Genomic DNA, 21,015 nt, shown 5'->3' with positions numbered 1-21,015 from the left:
GGCCGCCGTTCGTTGGGATGGTCTGTCTTTCGAGGATGTGATGCGCGTGCGACCGGGCCTGCTCGCCCTGCTGGTGTTGCTGCTGAACCCCCTGGTGGCTGGAGCCGCGCCCCGGAAGGCGGTGCTCCTCTTCACCGGAGACAACGGGGGAGAGATCTCCCACTGTGGCTGCGGGCAGCTCCCGGCGGGAGGACTGGCCCGGCGCAAGACGCTCCTCTCGCGGGAGCGCGCCCAGGGCGAGCCGGTGCTGGTGCTGGACGCGGGCAACGCGCTCTTCAAGACGCCTCAATCGGGAGATGAGCCGGGTGCGCGGGCTCGCGCGGAGCTGTTGCTCGAGCAGATGGATGCGTTGGGCACCGCCGCCATGGCCGTGGGGGCGCGCGATCTGGTGCTCGGCACGGACTTCCTGAAGCAGGGCACCCGGAAGGCGAAGATGAAGGTGCTGTCGGCCAACCTGGTGGATGCCCGGGGCAAGCCGCTCTTCGCGGCCTCCACGGTGGTGAGGGTAGGGGAGACGGTGTTCGGCGTGGTGGGACTCTCGCCCGAGGGGGAGGCGCAGCCGGGAGTGACGGGCCGGCCTCCCGGGCCCGTGGCCATGGCCGAGGCCCGCCGCCTGCGCGAGAAGGAGAAGGTGGACGTGGTGGTGGTGCTGGCGGCGATGCCGTTGGCGTCCGCCCAGGCGCTGTCTCGGGAGGTGGGGGACGCGGTGGACTTCGTCGTGCAGTCGCACGAGGGCCGCCTTCCGGGGACGGCGCAGCGTCACGGCCACGCCACCCTGGTGCCCTCTGGCGAGCGCGGCAGGCAGGTGGGCCGGTTGGAGCTCACGCTCGCGGGGGCGGGGCCGTTCGTCGATCTCTCCGAGGTGGCGAGGGCCCGGGATGGACTGAAGCTCCTGGACGAGAACATCCAGCGGGCTCGCGAGCGGCTGGCCACGGCGAAGGACGAGGCGGCCCGGAAGCCGCTCGAGGAGGCGCTGGCCGGTTTCCTGTCCCGGCGGCAAAGGCTGGAAGAGCAGGCCCGGGCGCGCCCGGAGGCGGACGGCCGTACCCAGCAGCTCTCGTTCATCCCGCTGGGGCCGGAGGTGCCGGATGACCCCGAGTTGAAGGCGCGGGTGGAGCGGCTCGTGCCCCCGGGCCCGGTGTCGCATTGATTGGAAAGGAAGCGGTCATGAAGGCGCGCAAGCGCGGTGTCGTCATCCTCCTGGGTCTCACGGTTCTCGCGCTCGGCATCGCGTTCGTGGTGACGCGTTCGGGCGCCAGGGACAGCGCGGGCTCCGCCCCGTCCGCGGAAGTACCGGCGGCCCCGGCTCCGGCCCAGGGAGGCACTGCCTCCAAGGCCCCGTCTGGCTCCAGTCCGGGCCGGGCAGGGGAGGGGAATTCCCAGGCGGCTTCCTCCCCGAGGGCTCCAGGGGTGATCGCCGAATTGGGCTGGGGCAGCGGGCCCTCCCAGCTCGGACGCGATCGTCCCCAGGAAGCCAACCCCGAGGCGCCCATGTCCCTCGCGGTGACGCCGCTCGGGGACGTCGTGGTGCTGGATCAGCTCAATGGCCGGCTCGTGCGCATCGGCCAGGACGGCAAGGTGCTCGGGACCACGCCGCTCACCCAGCAGACTCCCCAGGACGTCACCGTGGCGAAGGACGGCACGTTGCTGGTGCTGGACCGGCTGCGGGACAAGTCCGTGGCGATCATCGATCCCGAGACGGGGACGCTCCGGGGAGATCTGCCGCTGCAGGGCGAGGGCATCCCCGAAACCGGCGGCATCACCGGCACCTTCGTGGAGGGGGACTCGGTGTACGTCGAGCGCGAGCACGGCGCGCTGGTGCGCATCGGTGATCTCTCGGGCACGGCCGACACCACGCGCCCGGAGATTCCCGGCCGCCCCACGCGGGATGGCCGCTCGTACATCGTCGCCAGCATCATCGACAGGCCAGGAGGCCGCCTGCTGGTCAACGCCATCGACCGCCAGACGAACCACCAGCGCTACACCCGCGAGTACCGGGTGCAGTTCCCGTTGATGTACATCACGCTGCTCGACTCCGACCGCTCCGGTGTCATCTACCTGGGCGTGGCCGGTGAGTTGCCCACGGGCAAGGCCAGCCCGCCCTCCGAGCCCGGCGTGCGGCTCTTCTGTCTGGATCCGCTCGACGGCAAGGTGCTGGGCCAGGCGGACCTGCCCCTCAACACCATGCCGGAGGAGACCTTCCGGGACTTCACCGTCCTCGACGAGGGCGGAGTCGTCTACCAGTACCGCACCGAGGCCGGCGTCTCCCTGCGACGCGCGGACTGCCGTTGATCCGTCCCCTCTCCCGAGGGGAGAGGGGAAATGGCCGGGTCACCCGGTCGCGGCGAGCGTGTCCACGTACATCGTCCGCACCTGCTCGGCGAGCGCCACCGCGTCCGGGGCGAACGACTCGGGGGGCAGCGGCGGCAGGACGCGCACGCGGATGGCGGCGCGCGGGCTCATCCAGATGCCATCCCCCGGGAGGAGCTGGGGGGTGCCCTCGATGACCACCGGCACCACGGGGACGTGCTCCTCCAGCGCGAGCTGGAAGGCCCCCCGCTTGAAGCGCAGCAGTCCCTCCTGCGAGTAGGTGCCCTCGGGGAAGATGAGGACCGGCATGCCCCGGCGCAGCCAGTGACGGCACTGGTCGAGCATCTGGCCCATGGAGCTGGTGCTTCCGCGCTTCACGGGCACGTAGCCCAGCAGGCTCATCATCCAGCCCACGATGGGGATGGGGAACAGGGACGCCTTGGCCACGAACTTGTAGGGGTGGAACAGGCCCATGGCGGCCAGGATGTCCGCGGCGGACTGGTGGTTGGCCACCAGCACGCAAGGCCCGGAGGGCAGCAGCTCCCGCCCCTCTACCTGGGTGCGCCACCCCGGCGAGGCGTGCAACCACAGCCAGTGGCACCAGCGGCACACCAGCCCGTGCAACCACCGCCGGTCCGGATCCACCGGGTACGCGACGAGGAACAGCACCAGCCCCAGGAGGAAGAGCACCGGGGCGGTGGTGAGGAAGACGAACCAGAACCAGGCCGTCACCACGTATTTCATGCGCTCACCTGCGTCACGGCGTCACTGCCCTCCGTCGCTTCGGAGAGCCGGCGGACGAGCCGCCGGCGGACCACGTCGACGTGCTCACGGAAGAAGTAGAGGTTCTCGGCGTAGGCCAGTGGCACGGGGATCCGGTTCACCGCGCGCTCGGCTTCCTCGAGCCGCTTCAGCATGTCCTCGAGCATCAGCCGTCCGGGGTTCTCCTCCAACTGAAGCTCGATCTCCTTCAGGCGGGCATACCAGCGGAAGATGCGCGAGCGCACCCGCCACAGGTACAGCGCCGGCACGGCCCGCCCGAGCGGCACCACCACGGCGATGATCGGCACCAGCATCACCCAGAGCCGGTCAACCAGGTTCGCGGCCCAGAAGGGAAGGTAGCGTTGCAGCAGCGGGACACCGGCATCGTAGTAGCGGCGGGCCTCGCTGCTGAGCGGGAAGCCCGTCTCGAGCGGCGCTGGAAATTCGCCCGAACGGTCGAGCAGCCCGGCGCTGCCGTGGATCTCACTCGCGGTGCGCATGAGGAGGTAGGCGAGCGCCGGATGGAGCGTGTCTCGCGCGACGAGGTTCGCGGTCGGCGCGAGCAGCACCACGTCATGAGCCGGGAGGTCCGTGGCGAGGTTGAACACGCCTCGGGGCAGGACGAGCCTCGACAGGTAGGGGTAGCGGCGGACGTAGGCCTCACCGCGGGTGAAGCTGAGGAGCCGCACTCCGGGCTCGGCGGCGAGCTTCTGGATGGCCGGGGCCTCCGCGGGGGAGACGAGGAACACCGCGTCGACCTGGCCCTTCTTGAGCTGCTCGATGGCCGCGTCGCGCTCCAGGGGCAGGAGCTCCGTCGGGGCCTTTTCCACGCCGTTGACCGACAGGAGCGTGAGGGCGAGCGCGTGCGTCCCGCTCTCGGCGGAGCCGATGGCGATGCGCTTGCCCTTCAGGCCGAGGATGTCGTCGATCGGCTCGCCCCGGTAGAACACCCACAGGGGAACGTACGAGAGGCTGCCGAGCGAGACGACGCGCGCCGCCTTCTCCCCGCCGGCCGTGCCACTCTGCACGAACGCGACGTCCGCCTCCTCCATCTCGTCCCCGACGAGCTCGACGCTGGTGACCGACCCCTTCGTCTGCCGGATCTCCACCGTGACCCCGTGCCGCGCGAGGCTCTCCTGGTACTTCCGTGCGAAGTACCGGAACCCGCCCTCGTCCTGAGGCGTGGCGAGCACGAGCGTCCTCGGCGGTGCGGGCTTGACGAAGTAGAACGTGACGGCGAATGCGATGCCGATGAGGAGGGCCGCGGGCGCGACGGTGAGCCACAGATCGCGGCGCATCGTGTGCCGGAGCTGGTTCTTGGGACTGTTCGTCGTCATAGGGTGGGCGCGCAGTATAGACGCCGCGAGGAGAATGTCCGCCGGGCAGGCAGGGGAGCACGTTCCTCCCCCCTGGGTGGATGGCATATCCTCGGCGCCATGGACTGGTCGTGGATGCGTCCGAAGTGGAAGCTGAGCAAGGAGGAGGAGGCTCGCCTGGTGGCGGCCATCCGCCGTGCCGAGGAGGGGCACCGGGGTGAGGTGCTCGTCCACCTCGAGCGGAGCTGCCGGGGGGGCGAGCCGCTGGCCCGCGCCGCACAACTCTTCGAGGAGCTTGGGATGCGCCGCACGGCCGCCGACACCGGGGTGCTCCTCTATGTCGCGGTGAACGACCGCAAGGCCGCCGTCTACGCGGGCCAGGGCGTCCACGGGGCGGCCCAACCAGGGTTCTGGCAGGACGTGGTGGACGGGCTCGCCCAGGGCTTCCGTGAGGGGTCGCCCGTGGCGGGATTGGAAGCGGCTGTCGAGCGCATTGGCGGCCTGCTGCGCACCGCCGTTCCCGGAGAGGACACCCGGGGCAACGAACTTCCGGACGTGGTGAGCCAGGCATGAGTGACGTGACGCGGAACCGTTCCCCCCAGGGGCAGGTCGCCTACGAGGACGTGGACGACCTCATCAGTACCGCCACCCGGCTGATGCAGAAGGACGCGGCGCCGGAGACGCTCACCACCGAGGACGTCAAGCGCATCGGGCAGGAGCTGGACATCCCCGCCGAGTACATCGACCGGGCGATGGAGGTGCTGGAGCAGCGCCGGCGGGAGCAGGAGCAGGCGAAGCTCGAGGCGGAGCGGGCGCGGCAGGCCCGGCGCGAGCGGCTGCGCAAGGGCGCATGGATTGCGGCCGGGGTGGCGGTGGTGCTCGGACTGAGTGGCCTCTTCGTGCGCAACGGCCTCAATTCGACGCTGCAGGAGGTGACGCGCCAGCGTGCGCAGGTGCGCAACGTGATGGAGCGGAGGGAGCGCGAGCAGGCGCGCTACGCCACCGCCACCCCCGGTCCGGAGAGAGACGCGCAGCTCTCCGGCGCGGAGAACCGGGTGAGCGTGGAACAGCGGCGCTACGACATCCTGGCCACCGGGTACAACGCCTCCGCGTCCTCCTTCCCGCGGAGCTGGGTGGTGCGCCTCTCCGGCCTGCCCACCGCCGTTCCGCTGTCCACCGAGGTGGCCTCGTGGTGAAGACCTGGGCCCTGGTGCTGCTGCTGCCCGCGCTGCTCCTGGGCAGCACCCCGGTCATCGACCGGCCGGTCGTGGATGAGCGCGGGGTGTTGTCCTCCGCGGACACCGAGGCCGTGGCCAGCGAGCTGGTGCGCCTGCGCAACGAGACGGGCGCGCAGATGGCGGTGCTCGTCGTGGGCACCACCGGGGGCGAGCCCATCGAGGACTACGCGATGCGGGCCGCCGAGGCGTGGAGGGGAGGCCACGCCGGCCTGGACAATGGGCTCCTCTACGTGCTCGCGGTGGATGACCGCCGTGCGCGCCTGGAGGTGGGCTATGGGATGGAGGAGTACCTGCCCGACGACGCGGTGAGGAGCCTCCTCGACGCCCAGGGCCCGCTGCTGCGCCAGCAGGACTACCGGGGCGCCCTGCTGGGCGTCATCCAGGGCGTGCGCGTGCGCCTGCCGGGCGCCCAGGACGTGCCGGAGCTGGCCAGGCTCGCGCCGGTGAGCGCCGTGCGGGTGAGCAACACCATGATGGGGTTGATCGCCGTGGGCGTTGTCGCGGGCGTGCTGCTCGGCTTCTGCATCGGACCCTGGAGGGAGCGGCTCGGCACCGGGCGGCTGGCGGGGAGCATCGGTGCGATCCTCCTCGTTCCCTCGGCCATCACCGCCCTCCTGGTGCAGTCGATCCGGATTCCCACGTTCCACTTCCTGCTGGCCTACGCGACCTTCGCCGCGATGTTCCTCGTGGTGACTCTCGCGGCGCGGCACCTGTCCTTCCGGATCGCCTGCGTCATGGGGGTGAGCGCCGCGGTGGGCAGCCTGGTGGCCCTCTCGAACTCCCAATCCACGGACGTGTTGCGGATGCTCTTCGAGGCCGGGAAGTCCTTCACCGCCCTCGCCGTCACGCTGGTGGTCGTCACCTACCCGCCGGTCTTCAAGGTGTTGATCGAAATCCTGTTCATGTTCCTCAGCTCCGGCTCGACGGTCAGGTCGTCGTCCTCGCGGGGCTCCTCGTCTTCGGGTGGCTTCAGCTCGGGCGGCTCCAGCTCGGGTGGCTCCAGCTCGGGAAGCTCTTGGGGTGGGGGAGGGGGCAGCTTCGGCGGAGGCGGGGCCAGCTCTTCCTGGTAGCAACCCCGTCCTGGGGGGAGGTGCGCACCTTTCCCCAGGCTTGCCCCCTTGATGCCAGCGTCCCTCGTGACGAGCTTCGGCGCTTCGACGGGGGCCTGAGGCCGGGGGTACGGGGTGACGCGAGTCGCGAGTGGCGAGGGTCGCTTCAAGGGCGCATGCGGAGTGTTCACCTGTCTGCTCCTGCTCGCCTGTGAGCCGGAAGTTCCGGTGAACGACAGTCCCGTGGATGCGGAGTCACCTCAGGTGGTGCAGCCGTCCCCGGATGAGCCCCAGCCGGCGCCGCTGGAGCCCGCGCCGCCCGCGCCCCTACCGCCCGCGCCGCAGCCGCCGGTGCCGCAGCCGCCGCCGGTGCCGCTGGGCCGGAGCTGGTACGTGAGCACGAAGGGCTCGGATGGAGGGGCGGGCACGCTCGAGGCCCCGCTGCGCACCATTGGCCGGGCGGCGGCGCTCGCGAAGCCGGGGGAGGTCATCCGGGTGCTTCCGGGGGTGTACCCGGAGGAGCTCGTCCTCGAGTCGAGGGGCACGGGCGTGGCTCCCATCACCTTGCGCGGAGAGGGCTCGCCGCGTCCCACCCTCGTCCCGAAGGACAGGGTGCGCGGCGCGATCCTCCGTGTGCAGGGGCGCTGGAACCTGGAGAACCTGAGCATTGATGTCGCGGGGGCGAGCATGTTCGCCGTCCTCTTCGACGCCACCGCCAGCCAGTCCGTGCTCTCCGGGAGCGAGCTGAAGAGCGGGACCGCGGGGGCGGGGGTGTGCGTGGAGGGTGCGCGGGACATCACCGTGCAGAACAATCACATCCACCACTTCATCAAGCCGGGAGACGACTCCCATGGCGTGGCGGTGGTGGGCCCTGCCCGGAACATCGTCATCCGGGACAATGACATCCATCACAACTCGGGGGACTCCGTTCAATGCCAGCCGGGTGTGGGCCCCGCGGACGGCGTGCTCATCGAGGGCAACACGATGCACGACGAGGGCGAGAACGGGGTGGACATCAAGCACTGCCTTCGCGTCACGGTGCGTGACAACGTCATCTCCGGGTTTCCCAACACGGCCATCCGCCCGGCGGGCTCCTCGGCGGGGGAGGCGGTGGTCATCCATGCTTCCGCCCGGGACATCCTCATCCAGGGCAACGCCATCTCCCGTGCCGGCCGCGGGGTCTCCATCCTCGACGGCATCACACCCGCCGAGAACATCTCGGTGGAGGGCAATCTCTTCCAGGACATCCGCAACATCCCGGCGGGCAACGGGCACGGCATCCGCATCGAGGGCGCCAGGAACGTGAAGGTGGTGGGCAACACGCTCGAGGGCACGGCCAGCTACGGGCTGATGCTGGCCGCCGATGGCCGGAGCGTCACCGGGCTCGAGGTCCGGAACAACATCCTCCGGGGAGGCACGCAGCCGCTGCTCCTCCGGCTGGGGGCCCCAGGTTTCCGCCCGGGGCTTCTGATGCGGGACAACCAGTACGCCAGCGGTGGCATCCTGAAAGCCGACGGCGCGAACTTCCCGGGTGAGCAGCTCACCCTCTCAGCACCGGAGACGCTCGAGCTGTGGAGGCAGGTGCTCGGGGTGGATGTGGGCTCTATCGTGTTGGAGTGAAGCCCACACGGGCGGCGGCTTCGACTCCCGCCGCTCCCAAGCAGAGCAACCCGCCGCCCGTTTCTTGTCACTCCTATCGGGCTCTGGGCTGCGTCGTCCCTTGGAGTACCCGACTGAGCCCAAGCCCCGCGCCGCTGGTGCCCTCCCGCGCCAGGTTCCGCGCTCCGGCCCCCTGGGACCCCTCACAGTCAGACTGCGCATGCATCCTCCGAACAGCCCCACCAGGACCCTTTAGGTCCTGAATGGGTTGGAGGACGTAGCCATGCGTTTCCGAGCGTGCATCGCACTTCTGCTTTTTCTCTCCGCCTGCGCGAGCGCGCCCACCCCGCTGTCGATGCCACGGCATCACGCCTTCGTCCCGACTCGTCCCTTGGGCCCGAGCATCCGGCTCGTGTCCGCGCCGATGGACCCGGTGCAGCAACAGTCGCGGATTAGAAAGGCGGACCTGGACCAGGCCAGGGCACTGCTCCTTCGAGCGCGCACGGACCTGGAGCCGCGTCAATGGGAAGCGTTGGACGGAAAGCTCACCGCGGCGGAACGAGCTTTTGAGCGCTTCTCCAGAGCCGCGAAGACGAGCGGGCAAGCTGCCGAGGTGGCGAGGGGGGTGGAGGGGTTCGCGCAGGCTGGACGCGCCAGGACGTTGGTTGAAGTCCTCCCCCGGGTGGGCCCGTTACTCGCGGTCCTCGTCCTGCTCTATCCCTCCAGCACCGCCGGTCCGGAGATCGACCGTCGCCCGGAGTGGGTGGACGCTCAAGGGGAGTACGAAGCCCGTCTGCGGGAGGTGGTGGAGGAGTCGCGATGGCTGATGGAGGAGCTTGTGCCACAGGATGCAGAGGAGGTGGTGCCGGACTTTGATTCGGAACTGGTTGCGACGGTCACAGTTCCCCCCATTGGCGGACCCGGATCAATCCGGCGACTGGCAAGAACTATTCTAGCGAGGAGGAGTACGAGCGGGTTCCCCTCTACCCGGGTCAGACTTGCAAGAACAGCCTGCTCGACAAGCTTGAAGCGGAGAAGGATCAGTTCCTCAGGGAGATGCCCCGCTACAATCCGAAGGAGCGCAACACGAAGAGTGAAAAGAAGCTGGACAAGGTTCCGTGCTCCAAGATCCGGCTGCGTCTTGAAGCCATGAAGAAAGTTCTGGAGAAGCGGTGGGAGATTCAGAAAGAATGCTTTGGAGGCAAGTCCGACTCGGGCCACAACACAGCCATGACAGAACTCGAAAAGGGCCTTGCGGCAGCCAAGGCTCTCGAAGTGAAGAATTGCGCCCCGGGTCATCCGATGTCGGAGCTGTGAGTCATGTCGAAAGAACTCTTCACAGCAATCAAGCAGCACGATACGGCCCGGATCAAGGCACTGCTGGCCGAGGGGGCCGATCCGAACGAGCCGCAGTCGGAGCCTCCAGGATTGCGTCCGCTTCATGTGGCCATCTACGAACTCGCCGATGGAGGCGAACTCGACGTCATCTTGGCGCTCCTCGAGCATGGCGCGGATGTCAACGCGTGGGACGTCGAGCGGGACAGGACTCCCTTGTTGGTGGCAGTCTGCGAAAACGAACTGGCAGCAGCCGATGCGCTCGTAAAGGCGGGGGCCGAGCCCAACGTGCGCAGCAGCGACGGAATCACGCCGCTGCGGTCGTCCGTAGAGGATGGCAATCTGGACATGGCCTCGCTCCTCCTGGCCGCAGGGGCCACCAGGACGATCAACGACTGGGGCGGGCTGCTAGGATTCACCGCGCTCGGGATTGCGATATGGCAGTTGGATATCCCGATGATGAAGTTGCTTCTCGACGCGGGCGCGGATCCAGAAGCCCCGGACGATTCTCGCAGGCCTACCCGCGAGCGCCTGCCGCCGCGCGATGAGTCCAATTCCCAGCGATGGGACACCGCATTCGAGCTGCTCGGAGGCCCGAAGGGCCGCAACCCGTAGAGTGGAGATTTGCTGGCCGCCCCACTCCCCGCACGCTTGAGGCAGGAGTCGAGGCGGCCCGCTCAAGCCGAATGGCAGGTAGCACAGTTCGTCCACCACCAGCAGCTCTCGACGCGCACCGTGGCCACCTGCGCCGCGTGCACCTGCCGCCGTCTCTCCTCCACCGCTTGCCGCACGGTGCGGCGGATGCGTCGCACTTACTTCCTGCTCGACCATCGGCACCTCCGCCGCGCGGGGTGCCCCAACTGCTGCCGTCTCTCCCATCGAGGTGACCTCCTCGGTGTGGAGGCCCGGGGAGGGGGCAGTTTTAGTGTCGCCAAATCAATGTGGTTGTCTACCTGGAACGGTGTTGATCAGCTCAGGGATGAATGTGCCATGTTTATCGGTAGGGGGCGTGATGCGGAATCCACCAATTCATGGCTGTGCGCGAGTCTTGCTCTCTGGTGGAGCATTGATGCTGAAGCGCGATGTCTTCCAAGGCAATAAGACATGAACGCGCGATTTCTGATTTCATTTGTATGTTTGTTGGTGGCTTGCCGCCATGGTGCTCCCTCCAGACCGGAGGTGCCCAGAAGGACCGATTGTCAATCACCGGAGCAGCTTGCTGCGGCTGCGAAACGGATGGAGCCCAGAATGAATAGAGAAGTCCTCAGCAAGTTCCGCCAACATGCCGCACTCAGGATGTACTGGCTGGTCACCGACAGAGCAAGACGCATTCAGGCGCAGGAGCCGGGTGCGGAGGCACTCATAGAAAGTGATTGTATTCCAGAGCGCTTCTATATCCACGTCAGCTTCACTGGGAGTGTATCCGACCTGGCCGCGGTCGGAGTGCGCTTCTCAAGTCTTTATCCCAAACCGGCTGTAGCAGGTTACTCCGGGGAAGGGACCATCGACCCCACGCGGCTTGGCGAGCTCGCGGCCATTCCGCACGTGATCGCCATCTACGGTCCGGCGACGGTGGAGACATCGCTCTACCACAGTACGAAAGAAATCCGGGTGGACGCGCTGCAGCGTATAGGCGGAATGGGGGCACTGTTGCTGGGGGGGGCGGGCTGGTGCAGGGAGGCGGAGGAGGAGCGGGCTGGGGGCCAGCAAGGCGGTGAGGGGAGCCGGTGTAAGGGAGCGAGCGCCCCCATGGGGCACACGGCTGACCTGGCCGCCCAGGCATGAGGAGAGCGGCAGGGAGTTGTGGGTCGTGGCTGCGCCCGGCTCAACACCACGCCTGCTGGGGTGGTCCCTGCGCCGGGGCCCGCCTGGCAGGCCGCGTGGGCAGTCCCAGGGGCTCCAGAATGGCGCGCACCCCGCCGGGTGCTGTCACGTACGCCAACACCCGGCGCCTGTCTCCACACCCGGCACAGGCCAAGACGTCCAAAGCTTTCCGTGCACGGGCATGAGGGCGGTCCACCAGGCGCAAGCCGTCAGGGTGGCTGGAGTGGTGCTGTACTACACTCCCGTACGGGCAGCATGCAGACCTCTGCGCCAGGCTCGCTCTGGGAGTGCCAGGCGGCGGCTTCGATTCCCGCCGCCTCCACGGAAACACCCTTCGCGGCCGGTGTACTCTGGGTGGCCACATGCACGCTCTCCTCCGGCTCGCGCTCGCCCTGTTCCTCCTCGCCGCACCCGTTGCGCTCGCCCAGACGAAGGATCCGGAGGGCCCGCCCCGTTGCCTCACCGTGCCCATGGAGGACGGCATCTCCACCCACCCGAAGGCGAAGCAGACGGGGCTCGTGGTGGTGGAAGGGTACGTCGCCGCCTTCGGTGCGTCCTGCGTCAACACGTACCGCCTGGAGGCGCGGTATGTGTGCCCATCCCCTTTGGAGTTGAGGTACCGTTGGCGCCATGTCCAATGGCTTCATCTGGTCCAGCGTGGATGAACCGCACGCCGCGCGGCGGCGCGAGATGCTTCGCGCGCATCCCGAGATCAAGGAACTCTACGGCCCGTGCTCGCGCACGAAGTACGTCTGCACGCTGCTCGTCGGGCTGCAGCTCTCGCTCGCCTTCCTGCTGCGTGACGCGCCCTGGTGGCTGATTGTTCTGGTCGCCTATGCGGTGGGAGGAGTGATCAACCAGGCGCTACTCCTGGCCATTCACGAGCTCTCTCACAATCTCGCGTTTCGCAAGCCCTGGCACAATCGCGTGTTCGGCGTCTTCATCAATCTGCCCGTGGGGGTGCCGGTCGCGGAAACGTTTCGCTACTACCACTTGCGTCATCACACCCATCAGGGTGACGAGCGGCTCGACACGGATCTACCGACGGAGTTCGAGGCGCGCTTGCTGCGCCATCGCGCAAGCAAACTGCTCTGGCTCTCTTGCCAAGGCTTTGCCTACGCGCTCCGCCCGCTGTTCGTGCATCCAAAGAAGCCGGGGGCTTCCGAGATCACGAACCTGCTCGTGCAGGTCGCATTCAACGTGGCCGTGTTCCATTTTTGGGGCGCCAAAGCGCTTGCCTATCTGCCGATCAGCTCACTGATCGTCATGGGGCTACATCCGATTGCCGGACACTACATCTCGGAGCACTACGTCTTCCGCGAAGGGCAGGAGACCTACTCGTACTACGGGCCGCTCAACGTGCTCGCGTTCAATGTCGGCTACCACAACGAGCACCACGACTTCCCCTACGTTCCTGGCTCGCGCCTGCCGAAGCTACGAGCGATGGCGCCGGAATTCTACGACGGTCTCCTGTCGCACCAATCGTGGACGGCGACGCTTTGGAACTTCGTCATGAGCCCCAGTCTGGGCGGTTACAGCCGCATCAAGCGGCGCGTGGAGCGTCGGCGAGACTAGCGCCGCACAGCCGCGCGGGCAGGGCGCCCCAACCGGAGCGAACGATGATCATCACCATCACCGCCTTCGAACAGTCCCCCGACCAGGGGCAGGGACAGGCGCGTGACATGCGGGTGCGCTGGGCGCTGGAGGAAGTGGGCCAGCCCTACGACGTCCGTCTCGTCTCCTTCCAGGCGATGAAGGAACCCGCGCATCTCAGCCGTCATCCCTTCGGCCAGATCCCGACCTATGAGGAAGGCGACCTCGTCCTCTTCGAATCCGGGGCGATCGTCTTCCACATCGCCCAGCGCCACGCTGGCCTGCTGCCGGACGATGCGAACGCCCGGGCGCGCGCGATCGCCTGGATGTTCGCCGCGCTCAGCACGGTGGAGCCGCCGATCGTCGAGCTCGAAGCCGCCACGCTCATCGAGCGCGACAAGCCCTGGTTCGCCGGCCGCCTGCCGATCCTCGACGAACGCGTCCGCAAGCGGCTGGACGAACTCTCCGCTCGCCTGGGCGACGCTGAGTGGCTCGACGGGGCCTTCAGCGCCGGCGACCTCCTGATGGTGACGGTGCTGCGCCGCTTGGAGGGCGAAGGGATCCTGGAGGACTATCCGAGCCTCTGCGCCTACGTCGACCGCGGCAAGGCGCGGCCCGCCTACAAGCGGGCCTTCGCCGCCCAACTGGCCGTCTTCACGGGCGCCCCACACCGCGGCTGAAACAAGGCCCGCACCCAGGGAAGCAGCCCCTTGGGATCGACCGGAGGTTGGCCCGAGGACAGGCCACCTCCGGCGTGCCTCCTTCAGGAGTGGTGTGCCACCGCGGCCTTCACCCAGCGCAGGATGCTCGCCTCGTCGAGGTCCGCGGCGCTGCGCACCTTGAGGTGGCGCATGGTCTTCCCGGTGCCCTCGAGCTTTCCTTCCGGGTCGTCGAGCTTCTCCGGGGGCGCCATGATGCTGAGGGCGGCGTAGGTCGTCGAGGTGTAGAGCGCACAGAACCCGCCCTTCAGCTCGTAGTAGGGCATGCCCCACTTCATGGACTCGCGGGCGCCGGGGGCGGCCTTCTTCACCAGGGCACGCAGGGCCTCGAGGTGCTCGCGCAGCTCCGGGGGCTGCTGCGCGAAGAAGGCGTCCGCCGGGGCGCCGAGGTCCTCGCGGCGCAGGTATTGGCGGGCAGGGGTCTTCTTGGCGGCCGCGCCCTTCGCAGGCGCCTTCTTCGCAGCCGCGCCCTTCGCCGGGGTCTTCGCGGGCGTCTTCCTCGCGGCGCTCTTCCTCGCAGGGGGATTCTTCGTGGGTGTCTTCTTCGTGGGTGTCTTCTTCGCCATCGCCTTGCGTGCTGCCATCCGAGCCTCCGAGGCCCCGGACCGCCGGGGCGGGCGGGGAGGCTACCCCAGCAGCGGAGGGCGCATGGGTCGGAAGGTGCGCTTCCAATGGGTACGGATAGGGGGGAATGGGGGCCCTGTTGAAAGGTGCGGGCCAACTCACCGGCGCTCATCGGGGGGAGTTTCCACTTAAGAGAGAAGGGCCAGGGCGCCAGCCGTGTGCGCCTGACTCCCACGTAATCACCCCTACACCCGATAGGGTCCTGCTCGCCGGGGGCTGATCCACTGCCCCTTTTCGACGCGAAACGGACGCTTTCCCAAGTGATTCTCACGGGTTGGCGTCTCTGATCCAGTCGCGTCGGCGTAAGGGCGACAGAGCCGCATATTGCCCACCTCCGCTCCTGGCGTGGTCCTGTGACGCTCGGCCGTCGAACACGTCCGCCTCGCCCAGCATTCGGGCGTGTCTATTCGAGATCACCCACCCACGTGGACCAGCACCGCCCGGCATCCCGCCGGCACGGACGCCCGTCCCCCCTTTTGCGCCTGGCACCACCCAGTGCGATGTCTGCTCTACGAACTCCGAACGAGTCCGCTCACCCAAGGGAGGATGTATGTCTTTGGACCACAACACCACCAAGCTGTTGCTGCACTGGGGCCTCGGAGGTGGCTCGCTCGTGCTGGGTTTCCTCTGGGGCCTCTACCGCCTCGTCCTCACCAAGCCGTAGCAGGGCGGGACGGTGCGGCGCGCAAGAGAGTTGGTCACCGGCCGGGACGGGTTTATCTCTACGTCCGCCTCCCGGAACGGCACCGCGTGGCGCATCGAGGCACAAAGCGACTAACCGGTCCGTGACCCTCCTGCCCCTTTCTTGCCGCGGGTCCTAGGCGGCCGGAAATAGGGGCCCGGAGAGACGGCACACCTCCGCAACGAAGGGTGGCCGCCTGGACGGCTCGCACCATGCGACCTCCAGTTCTAGAGCGTCAAAAGGTTCCACGCGAAAGGACGCATGTCCGTGAGCCACATCGCCAGATGTCGTGACGTCCCCCCTGACTCTTTGACGCACCGGCGCCCCTAGAAGATCGTACCGCCACGGGCTTCGAACACGGCCGTTCCGGCCGTGCCTCACTCATCACCCGCCTCACGAAAACCACCCACCATCCGCACGGCATCTGCCGTTGCGGCACGCCACCCTCATGCCCGCGTACGGGCCCGCGGGGGCACTAACAAGCACCTGTAGACAGAAAGGAGGTACTCAATGGACCCCAATATGAAGCAGTGGCTCATCCAGTGCGCGCTCCACGGCGGCGCTCTGCTGGCCGCTGCGGTCGCGAAGGCCTACGACCTCTACCTCAAGAAGCCGTAGCCCCGGGCTCGCGGGAGGGCTGGGCTACAGGCCTGTCTCGTGCGCAAACGGGTACGTTTCCGCGTGATTACAAGTGGTTGGCGATCCTGTCCCTGCCAAGTCTTCAGGGTCGCGGATCGCGCTGTGCCACACTGCTGGCCGGATTGTCGACCACGGGCTCCGACCGAGTCCGCTCACCAAGAAAGGATGTATGCCTATGGACCACAACACCACCAAGCTGCTGCTGCACTGGGGCCTCGGAGGCGGCTCGCTCGTGCTCGGCTTCCTCTGGGGCCTCTACCGCCTCGTCCTCACCAAGCCGTAGCCCGGCGGGGACCGCCCCCCCTGCCGCAAGAGAGTTGATCGCTAGCCAAGCAGGGTTGATCTTGTCTTCACCTCTCGGAACGGAACCGTGCGTCTGGGGGGGCATGGACGAGCAGTCAAAGCCGTGCAACGTCTGAGTCGCGCGCGTTGAACACATCCGTCTAGCTGTAGCCACTCTTCAGTTCCACGAGCCCATCCACCACCCGCACGGCATCTGCCGTTGCGGCACGCCACCCTCATGCCCGGGCTCTAACAAGCCCAGGTAGACCAGAAAGGAGGTACCCCATGGATCCTGTCATGAAGCACTGGCTCATCCAGTGCGCGCTCCGCATCGGCGCCGTGCTGCTCACCGTCGCCGCCACCGCCCACGAGCTGTACTCCAAGAAGCCGTAGCCGCGGGCGCCCGGGAGGGCTGGTGCCGTGCGGGCCAGCCCTCCCGGGCGCAGCACGCATCGCGCGGCAGCTCCTACGACTTCTGCCGGTTCGCCTGTTCCGGCGCTGTCTTGGCGTCACCGTCCTCGACGAATGGGGACGGCGGGTTACGGATAGGGGGGATGGGGGCCCTGTGGAGGGGGAGGGCTGGAACCGAGGGGTGGAGGAGGGCTGCTGACGGGTGCCACGCGGGCTGTGCGCCGTCCCGGCCCCACCAACCATCCCCGTTACCATCGCCGTCCCTGTCTGCCTGCTCGGGGTTGGGTTGTGCGGGGCAGTTGTCTTTCCCATCGACTACCCCATCTCCGTCGGAGTCCTCCCGTGCTCTTGCCTCGAAGACAGCGTGCGTCATCTCTCGCGGCCTCGAGGTGCGGACCTGCCTGCTCGCGCCGGAACAAGAAGTGGCGATGAGCAGTGCCAGGGTTCCACGGACAATCCGGTGCGTCTGACGTCTCACGAGAAACTCCTCCACAGCAGCCTCCCGGGCCAGGTGGGTCTCCGGGAGGCGCTTCGTCCGCGGCTCCGGCGACCACTCGAATCGTCGCGAGCACGGCGTAGGTGAATCCCGCCACCCTACCGCGAACGTGGTATGGCCCGGGTGGGTAAGGAAGACCTGTCTGGTCATCCGCCGCACCGCCGTGCTAGGAACCCGGCCTCGGAGGATGCCATGAAAAAGGAAGACAGTTCCTGGAGCGGAGGACCACTGGGGCCGTATCACGTCACCCTGCGCTATCGCGCCATCGGTGGAGGACTGGGGCGCCTGTACGAGGCGCGTAACAACGAGACGGGCAACCCCGCCCTGGTGCTCATGCCCGGTCCAAAAGGAGATCTGCGCGCGGAAGAGGACTGGCAGGTGCGCGTCACCGCCAACGTCTCACCGCCCTACCTCGCGCTGGAGGTGGAGCACGCGCCCGCGAACGGGCAACCGCGGCAACTGTCGTGGATGATCGAGCGGTGGGCCGCGGCCCTCGTGCGCATCGACACCCGGCCGGAGGCGCGAGCCCACCTGACGGGAGGTGCGAAGGAGCCTCGTCCGCGTCCGGCGGGCCGGCTCGGTTCGCCCGGTGGCGCCCTGGGGCTGGCTTCGCTGCTCGCACTCGCGGTGGTGCTCTGGCCACGAGCTACTGTGCATCCGCAGGAGCTGCACTCCCAGGAAGTGCACTCCATGGCGGAGAAGCCAATCTTCATCCGTTCGAATGATGAGTCCGTGGCGGGGATTCAGGGCTTCCCCATGCCCAACAAGCCCTTCGAAGGACAGAAAAAGCCTCCGTGTGATGCAAAGCGTGCCGAAGTGGAGCTCCACGGAGGGTGCTGGATGGAAATCGCCAGACGCCCGCCCTGTTCCGAAGGCGCGGCCGAGTACCAGGGCAAGTGCTACGTCGCCGTGGGCGCCGTGATTCGCCCCCCCACTTCCATCGGACCCTGAAGCGTCAGGCCGACTGCTCCACCTGGACCTCGCGCAGGCCCAGCTCTCGCGGCAGGCTCACGGTGGAGGGAGAGCCCTTGCCCTCCTCTCTCTCCACGGTGCGGGTTCCGCCGTGCAGCTCACCAGCCGGTGCGCTCTCGCCAGCCCCACGCCGCTGCCGGAGATGACCGGGGCCACGTTCCGGCCCCGGCGGAAGCACTCGAAGATGGGGTGCATTCATGGCGTCTTCGTGACGAGCTTGTGGAGCTTCGATCAGGGCTTGCAGAGTTCAGTTATCCAGTTCCGGATTCTCTATGAGAATGGCGCCGACCGCTGCTGGATTGAAGTTTCCCCACCTCGTTCCGTTGCTGTACCGGGTGCCGTTGAGGTTGGCGCCGCTGAGGTTGGCGCCGCTGAGGTTGGCGCCGCTGAGGTTGGCGAGGATGAGGGTGGCGCCGCTGAGATCGGCGCCGCTGAGGTCGGCGCCGCTGAGGTCGGCGTCGCTGAGGGTGGCGCCGCTGAGGTCGGCGTCGCTGAGGGTGGCGCCGCTGAGGTCGGCGTGGATGAGATAGGTGTAGTTGATTTGGGCGCCGCTGAGGTTGGCGCCGCTGAGGTCAGCGCGGATGAGGTCGGCATCGCTGAGGTCGGCATCGCTGAGGTCGGCGCCGCTGAGGTCGGCTTGACGTAGAGTCATCCTAGATAGGAACGCCCCATTCAGCTTCACCCGAGGAGCTCGGAGGAGAAGTTGGTTTCCTAGGAGCGAGGACCAAGCGAACAAACTTCTCAACGTATATGCGTCACGTGTGGTCAATCCCTTATCAGGATATAGGCAACTCCCAATGGCAAGAGCGGCTTGGCGGAGGAATGAACTCAAATCATCTCGGAGTTTCGGGGGCGACTCCACCCCCATCAATCTCTCATCCTGATAGCGCTCTTCCGCCCATTGGAACAGCCTTTCCCGCTCCTGCGTGCTCAGGCCGAACGGCTGGCCGGGAAGCCAGCCATGTTTCGGATCGGCATTCAGCATGTCCACCAGGAAGTGAAAGCTTTCGTCCTCGGGAGAGGAGAGCAATGACGCCCCGAGCAGGGACTTTTCGATGGTATCTCGCCTGGATGGATCCCCGGCCAAGGTCTTGAGTCGGTCCGCCCAGTAGCGGGCCACCAGGAACTCCCGGAAGGACTTGTGACCGAAGAGGATCTGGCTCGCGTTGTGCGAATGCAGGTTGGCCTGGAGGGTCAGCAGCAGCCCGACGCGCACGGAATCGACGGCGGCGTCGTCTCCTGTTCTGAAGTTGAGCTCATCGAACAACAAGTTCTCGATATGACGCCTTTCGAGAGCCACTGGCTCGGAGTCCGGAAACATCCCACGCTGTTCCAGCCGAACGGACTCCCAGGCAACCCGGCTCATGAGCCAGAGCATCGCGTCTGTTTCTCGTGCTCGCCGGTCGAGCAGGCGCTTGTCGATGAGATGACCGCGGAGCTTCGTGGACGCTTCAGAAATGGCGGGATGCGTGTCCTTGTCCTGCTCGTGCTTGCCTCGGGCGATGCTCTGGAAGAATCGCTCATACAGCTCGGAGCGGCTGATGGCCTTCCCCGTCATTGTCGGATCCCAGGTGTGGGCCATCATGAGAAGCAGGATGGGGGTAGGAGCCAAAGAACTCAGCCCCTGCTTCTCGATCTCTTCTTGAGTCGGGCCACGCCCCTCATTCACTTGGCGCCAGCGCGCGAGCCATTCGTCCACCTGCTCCTTGTTCCAGGGGAGAAGCTCAAGGATCGGGATGTCCTCCAAGGCTCGCATGTCCTTGCTAGAGGGAATGGCGCCAGGCCGGGAGAAGATGACGAACCGGTGACGCGGCGAACCCCGGGCCTTGTCCTTGATGTTGTCGAAGAAGGTCTTCAGGCCGGTCTCGCCAAGGTGGACCTCGTCGAGGCCGTCCAGAAGGAAGAGGGCTTTCTGCTGGGAGGAAGGGAAGGCAAGGGCCTTGTCCTCGATCGGCAGGGAGTAACCCAGTGTCTCGGCCTGTCGCTGGCGGGCGCGCTGCACGGCTCCAGAGATCGAGAGGTCATTCGACCTGAGATCGTCCGCGCATCGGACGTGGATGGGCAGCTCCAACTCCGCAGTCGGCACGCTCGCGTCACGGAACTTCCTGGCTCGCTGGCACGCCAGCATGCGGGAGGTGAGTGACTTGCCCATACCGAAGTCCGCCTGGAGGATCACGATCCGCTGTTTCTGGAGGACCCGCTCCAACCGTTCGAGTACGGGACCTTCTTCCGCGCCCCGCCGGTCACGCGCGTCACGTGCGAGCGGTTGGACGTACATCTCCTCCAGGGGCATGAAGGGAAGAGGGTCCCCATCCCGTGAATCTCCTCTCGCGAGGTTTCCAAAGGTGTGACGGCTGCCCCAAGCCGCCATGTCGCTGATGAGCACCTCCTGGACCAGTCGCGGCTTGTAGTCCTGGTTCAGGTCTTCCAGGTAGAGCCGCAACCGCTCGCCGGTAGTCGAGGCCATGGCCTCTCCCCAGGCGAGAACGAAGGAGCGCTCGAACTCACGCACTCCTCCAGGCTCCAGCTTTAGCAGGGGGGGCTCGCCCTCCACCGGTTCGAAGAAAGCAGCCCAGAGGAAGCGATGGTAAGGGGTGTTCAGCGGGCTTCCGGTGAGCGACTCCACGAGGTCGATTTCGAGCTTGCCCACTGGAAGGGCCCCGGGAGCAATGTGGCCCTGGGCCGCGCCCCGCAGCACCCGCTCAATCTGCTTCGCCGAGGGCTGTGGTGGCCGTTCCTCCTCCGCCACGTTCTGGAACAGGGCAGGTGGCTGGGTCGACAGGGCCTTGCTGTACTCCTGGTGTCGGCGGATGGCGTGCCCGAAGCAGCGCGCGACGGTGGCCAGGTGCAACGCCCCTAGTTCCTCCTCTTGCTTCGGCTTCAGCTTCCAGAGACCTTCGGCGGCCTTGTGGAGTGCGCTCAACGCGGACACTTCGTCCTTGCCAAAACCCGCCTCTTTCCACGCATCGCGTGCGGCCATACCCGCCTGAAGCAGAGAGCTCACTACCTGGATGCCACCCAGAATTTCGATGACCATGGCTGCGGAGCCTGCCATCCAGGCCGTTGCGCGTAAAACCCTGCGTTCAGGTTTCAATCGGCTCGCGCGGGCCTACTGCGGCCCCCTGCCTCCCCCGGCACCAGCAGCCGGAGCCCGTAGACCCGGG

Annotated in this window: 17 protein-coding genes; 13 read left to right on the top strand and 4 right to left on the bottom strand. The window is 67.2% G+C overall.

Annotated features, from left to right (window positions below; translation table 11 throughout):
- The first annotated feature begins 40 nt into the window (after positions 1-40).
- Together ACN28I_RS10585 and ACN28I_RS10580 are read left to right on the top strand one after the other, a co-directional pair.
- Positions 41-1,150 (top strand): 5'-nucleotidase, encoded by a 1,110-nt coding sequence (locus tag ACN28I_RS10585; protein WP_420941941.1) that lies wholly within the window; start codon positions 41-43, stop codon positions 1,148-1,150.
- 17 nt (positions 1,151-1,167) lie between these two features.
- Positions 1,168-2,292 carry a hypothetical protein gene (locus ACN28I_RS10580; protein ID WP_420941940.1) on the top strand — a complete coding sequence of 375 codons (1,125 nt, stop codon included), beginning with the start codon at positions 1,168-1,170 and terminating at the stop codon, positions 2,290-2,292.
- Between the two features lie 39 nt (positions 2,293-2,331).
- Here ACN28I_RS10580 and ACN28I_RS10575 read toward each other — a convergent pair whose 3' ends face one another.
- Together ACN28I_RS10575 and ACN28I_RS10570 are read right to left on the bottom strand one after the other, a co-directional pair.
- Positions 2,332-3,054, bottom strand: coding sequence for a lysophospholipid acyltransferase family protein (locus ACN28I_RS10575; RefSeq protein WP_420941939.1), 723 nt, complete (start codon positions 3,052-3,054; stop codon positions 2,332-2,334).
- Positions 3,051-4,409, bottom strand: coding sequence for a TAXI family TRAP transporter solute-binding subunit (locus ACN28I_RS10570; protein WP_420941938.1), 1,359 nt, complete (start codon positions 4,407-4,409; stop codon positions 3,051-3,053). The genes ACN28I_RS10575 and ACN28I_RS10570 overlap by 4 nt, the downstream gene beginning before the upstream one ends.
- A 114-nt stretch (positions 4,410-4,523) precedes the next feature.
- Between ACN28I_RS10570 and ACN28I_RS10565 the strand changes: the two genes are divergently transcribed.
- The 10 genes from ACN28I_RS10565 (at position 4,524) to ACN28I_RS10520 (ending at position 13,706) form a co-directional block, all read left to right on the top strand.
- Positions 4,524-4,961, top strand: coding sequence for a TPM domain-containing protein (locus ACN28I_RS10565; protein WP_420941937.1), 438 nt, complete (start codon positions 4,524-4,526; stop codon positions 4,959-4,961).
- A complete protein-coding gene (locus ACN28I_RS10560) occupies positions 4,958-5,584 on the top strand; it encodes a hypothetical protein (RefSeq protein ID WP_420941936.1) in 627 nt (208 codons plus the stop codon). Before ACN28I_RS10565 ends, ACN28I_RS10560 begins: the two co-directional genes overlap by 4 nt.
- Complete coding sequence (locus tag ACN28I_RS10555; RefSeq protein WP_420941935.1) at positions 5,581-6,696, top strand: TPM domain-containing protein; 1,116 nt, start codon at positions 5,581-5,583, stop codon at positions 6,694-6,696. Before ACN28I_RS10560 ends, ACN28I_RS10555 begins: the two co-directional genes overlap by 4 nt.
- 207 nt (positions 6,697-6,903) lie before the next feature.
- Positions 6,904-8,295: a right-handed parallel beta-helix repeat-containing protein gene (locus ACN28I_RS10550; RefSeq protein WP_420941934.1), complete on the top strand. Its 1,392-nt coding sequence runs from the start codon at positions 6,904-6,906 to the stop codon at positions 8,293-8,295.
- Positions 8,296-9,330: 1,035 nt separating this feature from the next.
- Positions 9,331-9,591, top strand: a complete 261-nt coding sequence (locus tag ACN28I_RS10545; RefSeq protein WP_420941933.1) for a hypothetical protein — start codon at positions 9,331-9,333, stop codon at positions 9,589-9,591.
- A gap of 3 nt (positions 9,592-9,594) precedes the next feature.
- Positions 9,595-10,224: an ankyrin repeat domain-containing protein gene (locus ACN28I_RS10540; protein WP_420941932.1), complete on the top strand. Its 630-nt coding sequence runs from the start codon at positions 9,595-9,597 to the stop codon at positions 10,222-10,224.
- A 633-nt stretch (positions 10,225-10,857) separates the two neighbouring features.
- Positions 10,858-11,394 carry a hypothetical protein gene (locus tag ACN28I_RS10535; RefSeq protein ID WP_420941931.1) on the top strand — a complete coding sequence of 179 codons (537 nt, stop codon included), beginning with the start codon at positions 10,858-10,860 and terminating at the stop codon, positions 11,392-11,394.
- A 401-nt stretch (positions 11,395-11,795) separates the two neighbouring features.
- Positions 11,796-12,098 carry a hypothetical protein gene (locus ACN28I_RS10530; RefSeq protein ID WP_420941930.1) on the top strand — a complete coding sequence of 101 codons (303 nt, stop codon included), beginning with the start codon at positions 11,796-11,798 and terminating at the stop codon, positions 12,096-12,098.
- Positions 12,064-13,008: a fatty acid desaturase gene (locus ACN28I_RS10525; protein ID WP_420941929.1), complete on the top strand. Its 945-nt coding sequence runs from the start codon at positions 12,064-12,066 to the stop codon at positions 13,006-13,008. The genes ACN28I_RS10530 and ACN28I_RS10525 overlap by 35 nt, the downstream gene beginning before the upstream one ends.
- 44 nt (positions 13,009-13,052) lie before the next feature.
- Positions 13,053-13,706, top strand: coding sequence for a glutathione S-transferase family protein (locus ACN28I_RS10520; RefSeq protein ID WP_420941928.1), 654 nt, complete (start codon positions 13,053-13,055; stop codon positions 13,704-13,706).
- An 83-nt stretch (positions 13,707-13,789) separates the two neighbouring features.
- On the opposite strand, the gene ACN28I_RS10515 is transcribed toward ACN28I_RS10520, so the two are convergent.
- Entirely contained in the window at positions 13,790-14,329 is a 540-nt protein-coding gene (locus ACN28I_RS10515) for a DUF1801 domain-containing protein (protein WP_420941927.1), read from the bottom strand.
- 2,742 nt (positions 14,330-17,071) lie between these two features.
- On the opposite strand from ACN28I_RS10515, the gene ACN28I_RS10510 reads away from it, so the two are divergent.
- Positions 17,072-17,830, top strand: a complete 759-nt coding sequence (locus ACN28I_RS10510) for a hypothetical protein (RefSeq protein ID WP_420941926.1) — start codon at positions 17,072-17,074, stop codon at positions 17,828-17,830.
- A 268-nt stretch (positions 17,831-18,098) separates the two neighbouring features.
- On the opposite strand, the gene ACN28I_RS10505 is transcribed toward ACN28I_RS10510, so the two are convergent.
- Positions 18,099-20,888: a pentapeptide repeat-containing protein gene (locus ACN28I_RS10505; RefSeq protein WP_420941925.1), complete on the bottom strand. Its 2,790-nt coding sequence runs from the start codon at positions 20,886-20,888 to the stop codon at positions 18,099-18,101.
- Positions 20,889-21,015 lie beyond the last annotated feature (127 nt).

The sequence above is a fragment of the Archangium gephyra genome (assembly GCF_049060025.1).
GTDB lineage: Bacteria > Myxococcota > Myxococcia > Myxococcales > Myxococcaceae > Archangium > Archangium gephyra_A.
The sequence above is the reverse complement of the archived record's forward strand: the minus strand, read 5'-3'. Positions and strand labels throughout refer to the sequence as shown.